This window comes from Magnetospirillum sp. UT-4 (assembly GCF_902729435.1).
In the GTDB taxonomy this organism is placed as follows: domain Bacteria; phylum Pseudomonadota; class Alphaproteobacteria; order Rhodospirillales; family Magnetospirillaceae; genus Magnetospirillum.
Genome location: NZ_LR746525.1, coordinates 34003 through 49337, shown reverse-complemented (window position 1 = coordinate 49337; position 15335 = coordinate 34003). Strand labels below are relative to the sequence as shown.

Below are 15335 nucleotides of genomic sequence, written 5' to 3'. Positions count from 1 at the left end.
GTGGCGCGGCCCAGGGTGATGCGCTCGCAGACCGGCCGGCCGGTTGCGGTCAAGGCCTGGGCGCCGAAGGCGCTGAAGCCGGGCAAGGAGTAGGGGGGATCAGCAGCCTGTGGAAAACGCCTGTTTGGCGTCCTCATACCCATTGCCGTCATGCCCGGACTTGATCCACGGCTGTCCGGTTTAAATTTCGGCTGGCAATTGCCCCCCTCGCCCGCTTGCGGGAGAGGGGGGCGAGCGCCAGCGAGCCGGGGTGAGGGCGGCGCGCGTCGGCGCGCCCAAGACCTGGAGAAACCAGCGCTTTCGCTGTCGCGAAGCGCACCTCGCGGCGCGCACCCTCTCCCTCCCGTCGCTGTCGCGACGGGCCCCTCCCTCTCCCGCAAGCGGGCGAGGATAATCCTGTCTACTTCGGCCAGCGTCACCCTGGACGCAGCCGTCACCAAGGGCTCCAGAAGGCAATCCGAAAATTAAACCGGACAGCCGTGGGCTTGACCCGCGTATCCACGTGGGTCCGCAAGGCGCCCGGTGAATTCCGGGAGCGGAGTCCTGAACGCCATGCGCGGCGCGCGGCTGTCACCGAGGCCAGCAACACGGATGGACACGGACACCCGCTCCGCGGGCACACGGATGTCACGGATGGGGGGGAAACGCGTCTTGCGCGCCAAAGGTTTGAAATTCGTGTTCATCGGCGTCCGGCGAAGCCGGAATCCGTGTCATCCGTGTTCCCATGGATGAATTCCGGCCGTTGGTCTCAATCCGCCGCGCGCTTCAGCACTTCGGTGACGGTGACCGCCAGGTGGTCCTCGACCACCACCACCTCGGCCTTGGCGATGCGCTTGCGGTTGACGTAGAGATCGACCGGATCGTTGACCTTGCGGTCCAGCTCCACCACGGCGCCGCGGCCCAGCTTGAGGAGCTGCGCGATGGGCAGGTTGGCGGTGCCGAGAACGGCGTAGCACTCCACCGAGACGTCGTAGACCGCCTCGGACTGGCGGCTGCCGACCATCGAATCGTCGCCCATGGTATACCGCTCCCCGACCTCGATTGACTGATTCGCCATTAGGGGCGGGAAATGGTTAAGGCGGCGTTACGCCATCAGCACGTAATAGCCCGGCGCCTCGGCCAGGGGCGGGTAGCCGCGCTCGGGCGCGCCCAGGGCGGGCGGCGCGGTGGTGCCCGAGGAATGCTTGACCAGCCATTCCCGCCACGGCTCCCACCACGAGCCCTCCTGCCTGGGCGTCACCGCCGCCCAGGTGTCGGGATCCACGTACTTGTCGGCATCGGCGCGGGTGGCGATCTGGTACGAGCGTCCCCGATGTCCGGGCTCCGAGACGATGCCGGCGTTGTGGCCGCCGTTGCACAGGATGAAGGTGACCTCGGTGTCGGTCAGGATGCCGATCTTGTAGACCGACTTCCACGGCGCCACGTGGTCCTTGGTGGTGCCCACGGCGCAGATGGGAACGCGGATGTCGGTCAGCGCGATGGGGCGGCCCTCGACGGTATAGCGGCCCTTGGCCAGCATGTTGTTGAGGAACAGCCGGCGCAGATACTCGGTGTGCATCTTGTAGGGCATGCGGGTGGCGTCCGAGTTCCACGCCATCAGATCGTTGGAATGCTCGCTCTCGCCCAGGAAATAGTGGCGGACCATGCGCGACCACACCAGGTCGTTGGAGCGCAGCATCTGGAAGGCGCCGGCCATCTGCTTGGTGTCGAGATAGCCCATGTCCCACATGACGTCCTCCAGGTAGGTGACCTGGCTTTCGTCGATGAACAGCATGATCTCGCCGGCATCCTCGAAATCGGTCTGGGCCGCCAGCAGGGTCATGGAGGCCAGCCGGTTGTCGCCGTCCCGCGCCATGGCCGAGGCCGCCACCGACAGCAGCGTGCCGCCCAGGCAATAGCCGACGCCGTGGATCTTCTTGTGGGGGACGACGGCGTTGATGGCGTCGATGGCGGCCATCACCCCCAGCCGGCGGTAATCGGCCATGCCCATGTCGCGGTCCTCGGCGCCCGGATTCTTCCACGAGATGACGAAGACGGTGTGGCCCTGCCCGACCAGCCAGCGGATCATGGAATTGTGCGGCGACAGATCGAGGATGTAGTACTTCATGATCCATGCCGGCACGATCAGGATCGGCTCGGCGTGGACCTTGTCGGTGGCGGGCGCGTACTGGATCAGCTCGATCAGCTTGTTGCGGAACACCACCTTGCCCGGGGTGCAGGCGACGCCCTTGCCGACCTGGTAGCGCTCGTCGGGGGCGTAGTCGCGCCCGGTCCAGGTGCGCATGAGATCGTCGGACAGGTTCTTCACCCCGCGCACCAGATTGTCGCCGTTCTGCTCGACGGTGGCCTTGAGCACGTCGGGGTTGAGGAATGGGAAGTTGGCCGGCGACAGCATGTCGAGCAACTGGCGGGCGGCGAACTCGACCACCTGCTGGCGATGCTTGCCGACGCCGCGGACGTTGGTGGTGGCGTAGTGCCACCACTGCTCGGTATAGAGGAAACCCTGGCTGAGGACGTTGTAGGGGAACTTCTGCCATTCCGGGCTGGAGAAGCGGGAATCCTGGGCCAGCGGCACGAAGGGGTCGGGGTCGGAGCGGCCCAGCATGGAATCGACCGTGTAGCGGGCCAGCGGCAGCGCCTTGGCGGCGGCGTTCTGGGCCATCTCGCCCAGCTTGCCGGGGGAATTGGCCAGATGCACCGCCCAGTCGAGGTAGGCCAGCAACAGCGAGGCCGGCGACAGCGCCATGGTGAAGCGGCCCTGGAAGGCGTGCATCAGGCGGTCGGTGCTTTCGGTGAAGATGGGGAAGGGCGGGCGGAAGCCGTCGCCGGCCGGCGGCAGCGCCACCATCGGGTGGATCGGCTTGGGGTGGCGCGGGGCGGCGTGGGCGTTGACTTCGTCGGGCTCGGGCAGCCGATGCGGCGGCGGCGCGGTTTCCGGGGCTGCGGCGGCCTTGGGCCGGGGGCGGCGCGGGGTGCGGATTTCGTTCATTCCCAATCCCCTTCGAGGTGACCTACTCGCGCGGGCAGTATAAGCGAGGCCAAGCCCCTGACGGTACGGTCATTTTGCAGGTGCGAGATGACATCTTCGCGACGGCGCGGATTCCGCCGTGGCGGGCGATTCAGGTGGATTTGACGGACGCGAAGGAGTATTCTGACCATGGCATAAAGTAGGTGTCGAGTATCCACGACACCCAGAGTCCGAGAGAACCATGGCCCTGAACACCAACAGAGTGTCGGCGTTAGCGACCCCAGGAATGACCGCGGCAGCCACCGCGCGTCCGGCCTCGGGCGGGCGCAACGTCGCCTCGGTGAATGTGGGGGCCCTGGAGGAAGCCGGCTTCTCGCCGCAGATCGGAATCAACGACAACCGTCTGTTCCGCTACGACGAGGAGCGGAGTTTCGACTTCTCGGAACGCCGCGAGCCCGAGCAGAAGGCCACGCCCTTCATCATCCGCGCCACCAACGGCTTCAGGGTGGACGAGGTCGATGATGGGCAGAGCGCCTCCTCGGGCGGCGGTGCCTTCCTCGACATGGTCATGCGCGGCGTCGGCACGTACGAGAACAACATGCGCATCACCACTCCCGGCACCGTTCGCCCGGGCAGCGTGCTGAACTACCTGTACTGAACTCCGCCTCCCGTCTTCCGCCGCCGCCGGGTTCAGCCCGGCTTTTTTGTTGCCGATCGGCGACGCCGCCGCGCCGTCCGGTCCCCAACAATCCAGGATGAAAAAAAACCCCGGGGCGTTTCCGCCCCGGGGCCAGTGTTGACCTGATCGCCCCGACGGTCAGCGGGTCAGGTCGAAGGAGATGTCGGAGGCATCGTCGGTGGTCTCGAAGATGCGGTCCAGGATCTCGGTGAGCACGCGCAGCGCCCCCTGGTAGCCCAGGGTGGGGAAGCGGTGGTGGTGGTGCCGGTCGAAGATCGGGAAGGTCAGGCGGATCAGCGGGATGCCGCAATCCTTCTCGAGGTACTTGCCCATGGAATTGCCGATCAGGTAGTCGGCCGGCTCGGTGAACAGCAGCGAGCGCATGTGCCACAGATCCTTGCCGGCCCACACCTGGCCCGAGGCGCCGAAGGGCGACGAGGCCAGCAGTTCCTTGGCCTTGGCTTCCCATTCCTTACCGGCGTTGGTGCACAGCACGTGGGTCGGCTCGCAGCCCATCTCCAGCAGGAAGGCGGTCATGCCCAGCACGAAGTCGGGATCGCCGAAGACGGCGAACTTCTTGCCGTGCAGCCAGGCCTGGCTGTCGGTGATGGCATCGACCAGGCGGCCGCGCTCCTTCTCGATGCTTTCGGGGATCGCCTTGCCGCTCAGCTCGGCGACCTTCATCAGGAAGGAGTCGGTGCCGCCGATGCCCATGGGGTAGTTGAGGGCGGCAACGGTCTGACCCTTGCCCGCGACGTATTCAAGGGTCTTCTGCGAGCAGAATTCCTGCAGGCTGATGGTGCCCTTGGCGTTGATGGCGGCGCGCACGTCGTCCAGCTTGGTGCCGCCGTCATACATGCGGTAGGTGCCGTCCGAGGGGGTGTCGAACACGTCCGACACGTCGCCGATGAAGGTGTATTCCACGCCCATGGCGTCCAGGTAGCGCTTGATCTCGCGGTTGTTGGCGACCGCATAGCCGTCGAAGCCCGGCAGGACGTTGAGCTTGGTGCCCGGCGTGCCCTTCAGCTCACCGCTCTCGCGGTCCCAGAAGTACTGCAGGATGCCCTTGATCTGGTTGTCGTAGCCGGTGGTGTGGCTGCCGACGAACGAGGGGGTGTGGGCGAAGGGAACCGGGAAGTCGGCCGGAACCGAGCCCTTCTCCTTGGCGCCGGCGATGAAGGCCGACAGGTCGTCGCCGATGACTTCCGCCATGCAGGTGGTGGAGACGGCGATCATCTTGGGCTTGTAGAGCGAGTAGGCGTTCTGCAGGCCTTCGACGATGTTGTTGAGGCCGCCGAACACCGCCGCGTCTTCGGTCATGGAATCCGACACGCAGGCGACCGCTTCCTTGAAGTGGCGGGCGAGGTGCGAGCGGAAGTAGGCGACGCAGCCCTGGGAGCCGTGCACGTAGGGCAGGGTCTCCTCGAAGCCGGCGGCGGCGAAGACCGCACCCAGCGGCTGGCAGGCCTTGGCCGGGTTGATGGTGGTCGCCTCACGGGCGAAGTTCTTCTCGCGGTATTCCCAGGTCTTGGTGTAATCGGCCTGGGCGGCGACCGCCTCGTCGGAGGGACGGCACTCGAAATTGGCCTTCTTGTTGGCAAAGAGCTCCTGGTACTCGGGCTCCTTGAACAAGGAAATGTGGTCCTTGACGTTGTCGGCGCTCTGCGGCATGGCAGTTCTCCTTAAATCCTCCCCGCGCCCCCGATTTTTGGGCGACACGCGGGGAGGGAAAATGATCCGAAATAGGCTTTACGCGGCCTTCCAGGGAGCCTTGAACTTGCTCCACACGGGGCTGTTCACGGCCATGTCCATGTCACGGGCGAAGATGGCGAAGCCGTCATAGCCATGATAGGGGCCGGAATAGTCCCACGAGTGCATCTGGCGGAAGGGCACGCCCATCTTCTGGGTGGCGTACTTCTCCTTGATGCCGGATCCCACCAGGTCGGGGCGGATCTTCTCGATGAACTTCTCCAGCTCGTAGCCGGTGACGTCGTCGTAGATCAGCGTGCCGTCCTTGAGGTAATGGGTGGTGCGCTGGTAGTCGTCGTTGTGGCCGAATTCATAGCCGGAGCCGACGATGTTCATACCCAGGTCGTCATAGGCGGTGGCGACGTGACGGGGGCGCAGGCCGCCCACGTACAGCATGACCTTCTTGCCTTCCAGCCGGGGCTTGTACTTGGCGACCACGGCATCGACCAGGGGCTGGTACTTGGCGATGACCTTCTCGGCGCCTTCCTTGATCTTGTCGTCGAACTGCGCGGCGATCTTGCGCAGGGATTCGGCGATCTGGGTCGGCCCGAAGAAGTTGTACTCCACCCACGGAATGGAATACTTCTCTTCCATGTGGCGGCAGATGTAGTTCATCGAGCGGTAGCAGTGGATGAGATTGAGCTTGGCCTTCGGGGCGCGCTCCATCTCGGCCAGGGTGGCGTCGCCGGACCAGGAACCGATGACCCTGAGGCCCATCTCTTCCAGCAGCTTGCGGCTCGGCCAGGCATCGCCGCCGATGTTGTAGTCGGCGATCAGGTTGACGTCGTAGGGGCCGGTCTCCCACTCGGGCTTGGTCTTGTCGAAGACCCAGTCCCGGATGGCGTCGTTGGCGATGTGGTGGCCCAGCGACTGGGAGACGCCGCGGAAGCCTTCGCAGCGGACGGGGACCACGGTCTTGCCGATGTCCTTGGCCTTCTTCTTGGCCACCGCCTCGATGTCGTCGCCGATCAGGCCGATCGGGCATTCCGACTGGATCGAGATGCCGTTGTTCAGCGGGAACAGGCCGTCCAGCTCGTCGATCATCTTTTCCAGGTTCTTGTCGCCGCCGAAGACGATGTCGCGTTCCTGGAAATCAGAGGTCACCTGCATGGTGACGAAGCTGTCGATGCCGACGGTGCCGGTGAAGTAGTTGCGGCGCTGGGACCAGGAGTAGTGGCCGCAGCCGACCGGGCCGTGGCTGATATGGAGCATGTCCTTGACCGGACCCCACACCACGCCCTTCGAGCCGGCATAGGCGCAGCCGCGGATGGTCATGACGCCGGGAACCGACTTGATGTTGGACTTCACGCCACAGGAGGACGACCCGGCCGCCTCGTCGGTCTTGATGACACTCAGGTGGCGGGCGCGCTTCTTCTGCGACTTTTCGGGATACTGCTCCAGGACCTCCTTGATGAGGGCCTCGTGGAAGGCAGCGTCATTGGTCTCGAGGCTCATGCCCCATCTCCTTGTCTAGAACTCGTCCGGTCCCGCCCGGTTCCGCCGGCCGGCGAGCGGCCGGCGGCGGGCGGAAGGCTTGCCCCTTGGCTACCGGTGTCTCAGCCGGCGCTGCAGAGCGACTTTTCCTTGGCCTCGAGCTCGGCCAGGGCCTGCTCGTCGGTCTTCATGATGCCGAACTCGAGCAGCATGTCCTCGAGCTCCTCCATGGTGATCGGGGTCGGGATGGTGCCCTTGCCGCCATTGGCATGGATCTTGGTGGCGAGCGAGCGGTACTCCTGGGCCTGCTGGCAGTCCGGGTTGTACTGGATCACCGTCTGACGGCGCAGCTCGGCGTGCTGGACGACGTTGTCGCGCGGCACGAAGTGGATCAGCTGGGTGTTGAGGCGCTTGGCCAGGCTCTCGGCCAGATCCAGCTCGCGGTCGGTCTGGCGCTCGTTGCAGATCAGGCCGCCCAGGCGGACGCCGCCGGAACCGGCATACTTCAGAATGCCCTTGGAGATGTTGTTGGCGGCATAGAGCGCCATCATCTCGCCCGACATGACGATGTAGATTTCCTGGGCCTTGTTCTCGCGGATGGGCATGGCGAAGCCGCCGCACACCACGTCGCCCAGCACGTCGTAGGAGACGTAGTCGATGCCGTCATAGGCACCGTTCTCTTCCAGGAAGTTGATGGCGGTGATGACGCCGCGGCCGGCGCAGCCGACACCCGGCTCGGGGCCGCCGGCCTCGGTGCACATGATGCCCTTGTAGCCGATCTTCATCACGTCCTCGAGCTCGAGGTCCTCGACCGAGCCGGCCTTGGCGGCCAGATGCAGCACGGTGTCCTGCATCTTGGTGTTGAGGATCAGGCGGGTCGAGTCGGCCTTGGGGTCGCAGCCGACGATCAGGATCTTCTGGTCCATCTCGACCAGGGCGGCGAGGGTGTTCTGGGAGGTCGTCGACTTGCCGATGCCGCCCTTGCCGTAGAAAGCGATTTGCCGAGCCATGTGTGCGTTCCTTTCTTGCCTTCCGAAATTTTCGGCGAAGGCCGGGCCTCCACCACGGCCCACCCCACGCAACTGCCGTGCCAATCGCGTGTGCAGCGTGCAAATCCAGGCAAAACAATAGGTTGGCATGGGAGTGCGGGCACGTGCCCAAACTTTGGGCGGCTGTTGGGAATCCGACAATCTGTCCGAACCCACACAGAACAAGGGGATTAGCGGGCGTCCAGGCCCTCTTCCTTGGGGCATGCTTCTTGCATATATGCCAGGGCATTACGCAGGGGGATAGCGGGCGTGTCGCAGTCACAACGGCGTTTCGGCCATTCCACCAATCTGGTGGGCCTGCCCACCGATCTGTTGGGCAGCGCCTGCTTCAACGACTACCCCGTCGAACTGCACATCTCGGGCGCGCGCGAGATGAACCGCAATCTGTTCGAGATGCTGTCCCAGGCCGAAAGCCTGGATGAGGCCGGCGACGCCTTCTACAAGTACATGATGGCCATGTTCGGCATCGATCCCGAGCAGATGGAAAAGGAGCGTGCCGCCGCCGCCGAGAAGGGGGTGACGCGGCGTCGCTACCGGTCGTCGTTCCTGCGCCTGCTCAAAGGGTGGGGCTACGATTCCAACGGGCCCGAGGGGGCGGTGCTGAAGGGCTGGGTGGAAAGCCGCTTCGGCCTGTTTCCCACCTACCACAAGGCGGTGCTGGACCGCCTCGGCAACTCGGACTGGGCGGCCTACGTGGAAGAGAAGATGTCGAGCCGCTTCCACAACAACTCCATCTATACCCAGCTCGACATGGTGTACGAATTCTGCCAATGGGCGCTGGCGCGCTTCGCCGCGCCGGGCGCCAGCCACCTGACGCTGTTCCGCGGCACCAATTCCTTCGACGAGCACCAGATCGTCCAGCGCATCGACAAGAAGAGCGTGGTGATGCGCATCAACAACCTGGCCTCGTTTTCATCGGATCGCGAGGTTGCCGACTGCTTCGGCGACACCATCGTCACCGCCGAGGTGCCGACGGTGAAGATCGTCTTCTTCAACACCCTGTTGCCCATCCATCCCCTGAAGGGCGAGGGCGAGTACCTGGTGGTCGGCGGCGACTACCGCGTGACCGCCAGCTATTTCTGAAAGGGCTGAGCATGACCGGACCGACTGTCGAGGAACGCACGCTGGGGGCCTTTCTGGGGCTGGCCGTCGGCGATGCGCTGGGCGCCACCGTCGAGTTCATGACCAAGCGCGAGATCGAAGGAAAATACGGCCAGCACCGCAAGATGATCGGCGGCGGCTGGCTGCACCTGGCCCCCGGGCAGGTCACCGACGACACCGAGATGTCGCTGGCCATCGGCCGCTCGCTGGTGCGCAGCGGCGGCTTCGACCTCAACGACATCTGCGATGAATTCGCCGCCTGGCTGAAGGGCGGGCCGCTGGACGTGGGCAACACCTGCCGCCGCGGCATCCGCCGCTACATCACCCACGGCACCACCCAGGGCCTGTTCTGCGACGGCGATGCCGGCAACGGCGCCGCCATGCGCATCCTGCCGGTCGCCCTGGCGACGGTGTGGCGTCCCGACCTGTTCGAGGAATGGGCACTGGCCCAGGCCCGCATCACCCACCATCACCCGCTGTCGGACGACGCCACCCTGGCCTTCGGCCGCATGGTGCACGCGCTGGTCCTGGGCGAGGGCGTCAAGGGCGCCCGCGAGATCGCCAAGGCGCTGGTGGAAAAGCACCGCTCGTTCAAGTTCGAACCGTATCGCGGCCAGTGCTCGGCCTATATCGTCGATACCGTCCAGACGGTGATGCACTTCTTCTTCATCACCGATTCGTACCGGACCTGCGTGATCGACACGGTGAACCAGGGCGGCGACGCCGACACCACCGGCGCCCTGGCCGGGATGTTGGCCGGCAGCCTCTATGGAGTCCAAGAGATTCCAGATGCTTGGCTGAAGAAGCTCGACAAAAAGGTGAGCAAGGAAATCGGTGAGCAGGTGTGCGGCCTGCTGGCCTTGGCCGAGAGCTTGAAGACCCTCTAATTTATTGATTTAGAGGCGGATTCAGCTATCAGGTTGGATCGCCTCGCGATTCAACCTGATAGCATCCGGCTCTAAGGGCAGGTGTGGCCGTCGTTTTTCGGACAGCCCTCGCCGACATCGGCCCCCTTCAGCCCGATCCAGGCCTCGACCGCCGCCTCGTCCCAGCCGACCCGGCGGGCATCGCCAACCTGCAGCAGCGGCCGGCGGATGAACAGCGGCTCGGCCAGCAGCAGGGCGAGGGCGGCCTCGGCGGTGAAAGTCTCGGGTTGCACCTCGCCGGCCTTGATGCGGGGGTGGGCGCGGTTGAACCATTGGGCGGGGGGCAGCGGGTCCAGGAACGCCATCAGGCTGTCGGCGGTCCAGGGTTCCGACAGCAGGTCGCAGGCCACCACCTGGTGGCCGGACTCCTCCATGGCCTTTTTCTGGCGGGCATTGCCGCCGCAGCCGGGCTTTTCGTAGAAGATCACCAGTGCCATCAAGCTCTCCCGTGAAAGTGGAAGGGGCGCCCATCCAAAGATGGGGCGCCCCTTCGTCGATCTGCGGTCGCTTCCGCCACCTTATCGCCGCAGATCGATCTCGACGCCGGGCTCGCCGGTGAATTCCACCAGGATGTCCTCGTCCTGCACCAGGTACTGGCAGGCCAGCCGGTAGGGCGGCGGCAGGTCGTCATTCTCGACCTTTTGCAGGATCTCCTTGGTCAGCTTGCCGTTCACCGACAAGGTCAGCTTTTCCTTCTCGGTCAGCGTGATGGCCTTGGGCTTGTTGGTGCCGAGATGGGTCACCTTGATCAGGCAGGAGCCGCACTCGCCGTCCTGGCACTGGAACGGAATCGGCACCTCGTGCTTCTTGGCGAGGGCCAGCAGGGTGCCGGTGTCGGCCACCGCATAGACGGTGATGTCCTTGGGCAGGGCAGGCCCGCTGAAGGTGATGTTGGCCATGGTGGAAAAACCCCCTCTCTTCTTGGTCTGGTCGTTGGTCAGGCTGCTTCCGCCGTCGTCCCGGTCAGCGCGAGGCAGGCCTCGGGCAGGGGCATGACGAGCGGGGTGATTCCCTCGCTGGCGAGGAACTTGGCTTCGTTGGGCGTCAGGTCATCGGGCACCACCGCGAAGTGCGATCCCCCCGAACGCCGCATGATCGAGCGGGCGAAGGTGCGCAGGATCTGGTCGTAGAAGCGGCATCCCAGGAACAGGAAGCCGCGCCCAGTCCGCCGCTCCCGAACGGTATCGGGGATGGGCGTCTGGATGTCGATCTCGGTCAGCACCTCGACATAGTCGGAATCCGACACCAGCACGTCGCCATCGGGCTGGGCCGCCCCGTGGGGCTTGTACAGCAGGGTGGTCCACGCGGTGGCGGCGGCCACCTCGCATTCGGTGCCGGCGGGGTCGAAGGCGCGGGTCCAGGGCACGTCGTGGGTGCGGCGGGCCTTGGAGGCACCGTGGATCGACCCCCAATCCGAGCGCTCGGCCAGGGCGGCGCGCATGGCGCCGTCGTACCAGGTGTCGACGATCAGCGGGCAGTGGGGCAGCGAGGCCAGCCAGCGGTGCAGGTGGTTGGGCGCCGGCACCGGCTTGAAGATGTCGGCCATCAGCCGATCGACGGTGACCCGGTGCTTGAAGCTTTCGATGTACTGGGCGGCGTGCCACAGATTGTTGCGGATGCGCCCCGGCACCGCCGAGCGCGCCGACAGCAGGTGGGCCAGCGCCCTGGCGCCGGTCGGCACCGGCGGCTCCTCGGCGCCGAGGGTCAGCACCTCGGGTCCGAGATAGGGGATGAGGTCGCCCGCCGCCACTTTCGCGGCGATCTCGGCAAGGGTGGGGGCGGACATGGCCCTAATCCTCGCCGCCCAGCTTGCGGGCATCGACGGTGATGGGCAGCGGCGTATCGGCCGGCATGTCCGGCATCTGGAACGTCCAGCCGTTGGAGATCTTGATGATGCCGCCCCAGGGCGAATCGCCTTCCATCTCGACGATCCGTTCCTCGAGGTCCTTCTTGGGAACATAGATCTCGTAGTAATCGGCGACTTTTCGCAGCATCACCTTCATGGCGCGGCCTCCAGCAGTTCGAGTTCATGGCGGCGCATGCCGACCAGGACACCGCGATCGACGAAGTCGATGGCGTAGACGTAGAAGCGGTTGAGGTAGGTGCCGACCGACTTGACGTAGCCGACGTCGCCGCCCTCGATCAGGAAGCCGCCCACCGCAACCCCGGGATAGGTGCCGTCGTTGCGCACGGCGCGGACGGCCCGGACCTTGTCGCCGGGCTCGAAGGCCGGGTCCTCGTAGAGTTCGCTGGCGGCTTCCTGGTTCATGGCGGTCACACCTGGGTGATGCAGTCGTCGACCGGGCACACAGCGACGCACTTGGCCGGATCGCCGTCGCACTCGGTGCACGAGCTGGCCTTGATGATGTAGATGTCGCCCTTCATGGAGATCGAGGCGGTCGGGCACTCGAATTCGCAGGCGCCGCAAGCGGTGCAGGTGGAAGCGTCGATTTGCATGGCCATGGCAGTTGCTCCTTGTGTCAGGCGAGGTCGCGCCGCTCGGCGCCGAAGGCCTCGGCGAACCAACCGGCGACGGCGGTTTCGATGTATTCGAAGGGGTAGGCGTCGATGGCGGCGATGCCGGCCTTGGCAAGGTCACGCTTGGGGCACGAGCCGATCTTGGACACGAACACCGCCGCGATGCCCTCCAGCGCCGGAATCACGCTGTCTTCCAGGGCGTCGTCGTCGCCGTAGCCGCCCTTGCAGTAGTTTTCCACCTTGCGGTGGCCGACGAAGCGCACGCCGTCCCGATCCACCTCGTAGATCTGGAACTCGGTGGCGTGGCCGAAATGCTGGTTGATGCGCCCGCCGCCCTTGGTGCAGACCGCGACCAGCTGGGCCGGGGCGGGGGCGGCGGCCGACAGTTCGGCCTCGGCCGCCTCGGCGGCCTGGCGATGATCGGCGCGCTCGCGCTCGACCACCTCGCGGTAGAGCCGGCGCGCTTCCGGGTCGTAGGCGGCGTCGGCGTCGATCTTGTCCATGGTGAAGTCCTGCGACAAATCCTCGCCCAGCATGCCCACCGCATCGGCGCGGCACTGGCGGCAATGGCGCATCAGGTTGGCGCCGCCGGCCAGCTTGTCCTGCAGCTCCTTCAGCTCCATGGGCTTGGGCCCGCGCTGGCCGTTGAGGCCGAACCAGGTGCCGTGCTCGGGCGCCGAGATCAGCGGCATGACGTTGTGCAGGAAGGCGCCGCGGGCCTTGATCGCCTCGTTGACGGCGATCAGGTGCTGGTCGTTGACGCCCGGGATCATCACCGAGTTGACCTTGACCAGGATGCCCTTGGCGGTCAGCCCCTCGAGCCCTTCCATCTGGCGCTCGTGCAGGATCTTCGAGGCGTCGAGGCCGGTGTAGCGCCGCCCGTTGAAATAGATCCACGGATAGATGCCGGTGCCGACCTCGGGATCGACCATGTTGATGGTGATGGTGACGTGGTCGATGTTGTGCTGGGCCAGCCGTTCGACCTGGTCGGGCAGCGACAGCCCGTTGGTGGAGACGCAGAACTTGAGGTCCGGCAGCCGCTTCTCGACGGCGCGGAAGGTCTCGAAGGTCTTCTTCCAGTCGAACATGGAATCACCGGGGCCGGCGATGCCCAGCACCGACAGCTGCGGCACCCGCGCCGCCACCGCCGCCACCTTCAGCGCCGCCTGCTCGGGGGTCAGGCGTTCGCTGGTGACGCCGGGACGGGATTCGTTGGCGCAATCGTACTTGCGGTTGCAGTAGTTGCACTGGATGTTGCAGGCGGGGGCCACGGCCACGTGCATGCGGGCGAAGTAGTGGTGGGCCTCCTCGCTGTAGCAGGGATGGTCCTTGATCTTCTCCCAGATGTGGGCCGGCATGTCGCCGGCTCCCTTCGAGCTGCCGCAGGACGAGGCGCTGCAGCCGCCGGCTGGCTTGGGCGCGGCCTCGGCCATCTGGGCCTTGGCCCGGATGCTGCTGAGGGGGATGACGTTGCTGCTCATCTGCGGCCTCCGCGTCACAATCGACTGACCTGGGTTCAGCAAGGCGCGTGCCAAGACAGGGAAATGGCGGATCGCCTAGGGTTTGCGCGAAAGCATGGCGGCGCGGCGCTGTCGGGAGTCCGACGCCCTGTCGCAGTTGCGACAAGCCTTGATTGCCATCAAGGTCGCCATCCGGCTGCCCTTCCACTGTGGCGCCGGCAACCCATGCGAGGATGACGATGGCGACCATTCCCCTGAACGAGCCCAAAGGCGGCGGCGCTGCCGCCGGACCCGCCTTCTTCGCCGCCGGCTTCCGGCCGCTGTTCCTGGCCGCCGCCCTGCATGGCGCGCTGATGCTGCCGCTGTGGCTGGCGGTTCATTCCGGCGGCGTCGATCTGGGCCTGCCCTTCGCCGCCATGCTGTGGCACGGCCACGAGATGGTGTTCGGTTTCGCCGGGGCGGCGGTGGGCGGCTTCCTGCTGACGGCGGTGCCCAACTGGACCGGCTCGGCGCCGGTGGCGGGGCGGCCGCTGATGCTGCTGTCGGCCCTGTGGCTGGCCGGCCGGCTGGCCTTCGTCCTGGCCGGACATCTGCCGCCCTGGCTGGTGGCGGCGGCGGACCTGGCGTATCTGCCGCTGCTGGGGGTTCTGGTCGGCGGTCCGCTGGTCCGCGCCGGCAAGCCGCGCAACATGGTGTTCCTGGTCATCCTGGCGCTGTTCTTCCTGTCCAACGCCGCCGTGCACATCGACTTCGTCCTCGGGGCGGGCGACGGGCTGGCGGCGATCCGCCTGGGCATCGCGGTGGTGCTGGTGATGATCGCCCTGGTCGGCGGCCGCGTCGTTCCCGCCTTCACCCAGACCTGGTTGCGGATGCAGGGCGATGCGCGCGAGATCATCGGCATCGGCTGGATCGAGAAGGGGAGCGCGGTGGGGTCGGTGGCGGCGGCGACGGTGCTGGCGGCGCTGCTGCCGGGCTCGGCGGCGGCCGGAGCGGTGCTGCTGGCCGCCGCCGCGATCCATCTGCTGCGGCTGGCGCGCTGGCGCGGCTGGCGGACCCTGTCCAATCCCATCCTGTGGGTGCTGCATCTGGGCTATCTGTGGCTGGTGGCCGGGCTGGCCCTGCTGGGGGCCTCGAGCTTCACCGCGGCGGTACCCGAGACCGCCGCCCTCCACGCGCTGACCGCCGGCTCCATCGCCACCATGATCATCGGCGTCATGAGCCGGGCGGCGCTGGGCCATTCCGGGCGGATGCTGGTGGTGTCGCGGTGGACGGTTGCGGCCTACGTCCTGGTCAGCCTCGGCGCCCTGCTGCGGGTGGCCGCCGGCTTCGCCGAGGCGGCGACGACGGCTCTCACCCATGCCGGCGGTGGCCTGTGGGCGCTGGGCTGGGTCCTGTTCGCCGTGGTGTACGTCCCGATCGTGACACGGCCGCGCGCTGATGGGCGGCCGGGCTGAGGATTAACCTGGCGGCAAGGCGGGGCCGTTACCAAGG

General features: G+C 66.2%; 16 protein-coding genes. 4 read left to right on the top strand and 12 right to left on the bottom strand.

Annotation, left to right across the window (positions count from 1 at the left end):
• Nucleotides 1-748: 748 nt before the first annotated feature.
• The gene (fliN, locus tag MTBUT4_RS18425; RefSeq protein ID WP_173981174.1) at nucleotides 749-1018 is read right to left on the bottom strand and encodes a flagellar motor switch protein FliN; all 270 of its coding nucleotides are present in this window, start codon (nucleotides 1016-1018) and stop codon (nucleotides 749-751) included.
• 66 nt (nucleotides 1019-1084) lie between these two features.
• Nucleotides 1085-2848, bottom strand: coding sequence for a PHA/PHB synthase family protein (locus tag MTBUT4_RS18420; RefSeq protein WP_371738132.1), 1764 nt, complete (start codon nucleotides 2846-2848; stop codon nucleotides 1085-1087).
• 406 nt (nucleotides 2849-3254) lie between these two features.
• On the opposite strand from MTBUT4_RS18420, the gene MTBUT4_RS18415 reads away from it, so the two are divergent.
• On the top strand, nucleotides 3255-3626 hold the full coding sequence (locus tag MTBUT4_RS18415) for a hypothetical protein (RefSeq protein WP_173981172.1): 372 nt from the start codon (nucleotides 3255-3257) through the stop codon (nucleotides 3624-3626).
• A gap of 159 nt (nucleotides 3627-3785) precedes the next feature.
• On the opposite strand, the gene nifK is transcribed toward MTBUT4_RS18415, so the two are convergent.
• The 3 genes from nifK to nifH form a co-directional block, all read right to left on the bottom strand.
• On the bottom strand, nucleotides 3786-5318 hold the full coding sequence (gene nifK / locus MTBUT4_RS18410; protein ID WP_173981171.1) for a nitrogenase molybdenum-iron protein subunit beta: 1533 nt from the start codon (nucleotides 5316-5318) through the stop codon (nucleotides 3786-3788).
• A 78-nt stretch (nucleotides 5319-5396) separates the two neighbouring features.
• Nucleotides 5397-6851: a nitrogenase molybdenum-iron protein alpha chain gene (gene nifD, locus MTBUT4_RS18405; protein ID WP_173981170.1), complete on the bottom strand. Its 1455-nt coding sequence runs from the start codon at nucleotides 6849-6851 to the stop codon at nucleotides 5397-5399.
• Between the two features lie 101 nt (nucleotides 6852-6952).
• The gene (gene nifH, locus MTBUT4_RS18400; protein ID WP_173981169.1) at nucleotides 6953-7840 is read right to left on the bottom strand and encodes a nitrogenase iron protein; all 888 of its coding nucleotides are present in this window, start codon (nucleotides 7838-7840) and stop codon (nucleotides 6953-6955) included.
• A 288-nt stretch (nucleotides 7841-8128) separates the two neighbouring features.
• Here nifH and MTBUT4_RS18395 point away from each other — a divergent pair, with 288 nt between their 5' ends.
• Together MTBUT4_RS18395 and draG are read left to right on the top strand one after the other, a co-directional pair.
• Nucleotides 8129-8962 carry an NAD(+)--dinitrogen-reductase ADP-D-ribosyltransferase gene (locus MTBUT4_RS18395; RefSeq protein ID WP_173981168.1) on the top strand — a complete coding sequence of 278 codons (834 nt, stop codon included), beginning with the start codon at nucleotides 8129-8131 and terminating at the stop codon, nucleotides 8960-8962.
• An 11-nt stretch (nucleotides 8963-8973) separates the two neighbouring features.
• Nucleotides 8974-9867, top strand: coding sequence for an ADP-ribosyl-[dinitrogen reductase] hydrolase (gene draG, locus MTBUT4_RS18390; protein ID WP_173981167.1), 894 nt, complete (start codon nucleotides 8974-8976; stop codon nucleotides 9865-9867).
• Nucleotides 9868-9938: 71 nt separating this feature from the next.
• On the opposite strand, the gene MTBUT4_RS18385 is transcribed toward draG, so the two are convergent.
• The 7 genes from MTBUT4_RS18385 to nifB all read right to left on the bottom strand — a co-directional run bounded on the left by MTBUT4_RS18385 (nucleotide 9939) and on the right by nifB (nucleotide 13865).
• The gene (locus MTBUT4_RS18385) at nucleotides 9939-10343 is read right to left on the bottom strand and encodes an ArsC/Spx/MgsR family protein (RefSeq protein WP_173981166.1); all 405 of its coding nucleotides are present in this window, start codon (nucleotides 10341-10343) and stop codon (nucleotides 9939-9941) included.
• Between the two features lie 81 nt (nucleotides 10344-10424).
• On the bottom strand, nucleotides 10425-10805 hold the full coding sequence (locus tag MTBUT4_RS18380; protein ID WP_173981165.1) for a 2Fe-2S iron-sulfur cluster-binding protein: 381 nt from the start codon (nucleotides 10803-10805) through the stop codon (nucleotides 10425-10427).
• A 38-nt stretch (nucleotides 10806-10843) separates the two neighbouring features.
• Nucleotides 10844-11692: an SIR2 family protein gene (locus tag MTBUT4_RS18375; protein ID WP_173981164.1), complete on the bottom strand. Its 849-nt coding sequence runs from the start codon at nucleotides 11690-11692 to the stop codon at nucleotides 10844-10846.
• A gap of 4 nt (nucleotides 11693-11696) precedes the next feature.
• The gene (gene nifT, locus MTBUT4_RS18370; RefSeq protein ID WP_173981163.1) at nucleotides 11697-11909 is read right to left on the bottom strand and encodes a putative nitrogen fixation protein NifT; all 213 of its coding nucleotides are present in this window, start codon (nucleotides 11907-11909) and stop codon (nucleotides 11697-11699) included.
• Nucleotides 11906-12175, bottom strand: a complete 270-nt coding sequence (locus MTBUT4_RS18365; RefSeq protein ID WP_173981162.1) for a nitrogen fixation protein NifZ — start codon at nucleotides 12173-12175, stop codon at nucleotides 11906-11908. The genes nifT and MTBUT4_RS18365 overlap by 4 nt, the downstream gene beginning before the upstream one ends.
• A gap of 5 nt (nucleotides 12176-12180) precedes the next feature.
• Nucleotides 12181-12432, bottom strand: coding sequence for a 4Fe-4S dicluster domain-containing protein (locus tag MTBUT4_RS18360; protein ID WP_173981161.1), 252 nt, complete (start codon nucleotides 12430-12432; stop codon nucleotides 12181-12183).
• Complete coding sequence (nifB, locus tag MTBUT4_RS18355; RefSeq protein ID WP_173981160.1) at nucleotides 12387-13865, bottom strand: nitrogenase cofactor biosynthesis protein NifB; 1479 nt, start codon at nucleotides 13863-13865, stop codon at nucleotides 12387-12389. Before nifB ends, MTBUT4_RS18360 begins: the two co-directional genes overlap by 46 nt.
• A gap of 218 nt (nucleotides 13866-14083) precedes the next feature.
• Here nifB and MTBUT4_RS18350 point away from each other — a divergent pair, with 218 nt between their 5' ends.
• On the top strand, nucleotides 14084-15298 hold the full coding sequence (locus MTBUT4_RS18350) for an NnrS family protein (RefSeq protein ID WP_173981159.1): 1215 nt from the start codon (nucleotides 14084-14086) through the stop codon (nucleotides 15296-15298).
• Nucleotides 15299-15335 lie beyond the last annotated feature (37 nt).

What these genes read in the sequence shown, in the direction of transcription:
- fliN (WP_173981174.1), bottom strand. Translation starts at nt 1,018, where the DNA reads ATGGGCGACGATTCGATGGTCGGCAGCCGCCAGTCCGAGGCGGTCTAC.
- MTBUT4_RS18420 (WP_371738132.1), bottom strand. Translation starts at nt 2,848, where the DNA reads ATGGTGGCGCTGCCGCCGGCCGGCGACGGCTTCCGCCCGCCCTTCCCC.
- MTBUT4_RS18415 (WP_173981172.1), top strand. Translation starts at nt 3,255, where the DNA reads ATGACCGCGGCAGCCACCGCGCGTCCGGCCTCGGGCGGGCGCAACGTC.
- nifK (WP_173981171.1), bottom strand. Translation starts at nt 5,318, where the DNA reads ATGCCGCAGAGCGCCGACAACGTCAAGGACCACATTTCCTTGTTCAAG.
- nifD (WP_173981170.1), bottom strand. Translation starts at nt 6,851, where the DNA reads ATGAGCCTCGAGACCAATGACGCTGCCTTCCACGAGGCCCTCATCAAG.
- nifH (WP_173981169.1), bottom strand. Translation starts at nt 7,840, where the DNA reads ATGGCTCGGCAAATCGCTTTCTACGGCAAGGGCGGCATCGGCAAGTCG.
- draG (WP_173981167.1), top strand. Translation starts at nt 8,974, where the DNA reads ATGACCGGACCGACTGTCGAGGAACGCACGCTGGGGGCCTTTCTGGGG.
- MTBUT4_RS18385 (WP_173981166.1), bottom strand. Translation starts at nt 10,343, where the DNA reads ATGGCACTGGTGATCTTCTACGAAAAGCCCGGCTGCGGCGGCAATGCC.
- MTBUT4_RS18380 (WP_173981165.1), bottom strand. Translation starts at nt 10,805, where the DNA reads ATGGCCAACATCACCTTCAGCGGGCCTGCCCTGCCCAAGGACATCACC.
- MTBUT4_RS18375 (WP_173981164.1), bottom strand. Translation starts at nt 11,692, where the DNA reads ATGTCCGCCCCCACCCTTGCCGAGATCGCCGCGAAAGTGGCGGCGGGC.
- nifT (WP_173981163.1), bottom strand. Translation starts at nt 11,909, where the DNA reads ATGAAGGTGATGCTGCGAAAAGTCGCCGATTACTACGAGATCTATGTT.
- MTBUT4_RS18365 (WP_173981162.1), bottom strand. Translation starts at nt 12,175, where the DNA reads ATGAACCAGGAAGCCGCCAGCGAACTCTACGAGGACCCGGCCTTCGAG.
- nifB (WP_173981160.1), bottom strand. Translation starts at nt 13,865, where the DNA reads ATGAGCAGCAACGTCATCCCCCTCAGCAGCATCCGGGCCAAGGCCCAG.
- MTBUT4_RS18350 (WP_173981159.1), top strand. Translation starts at nt 14,084, where the DNA reads ATGGCGACCATTCCCCTGAACGAGCCCAAAGGCGGCGGCGCTGCCGCC.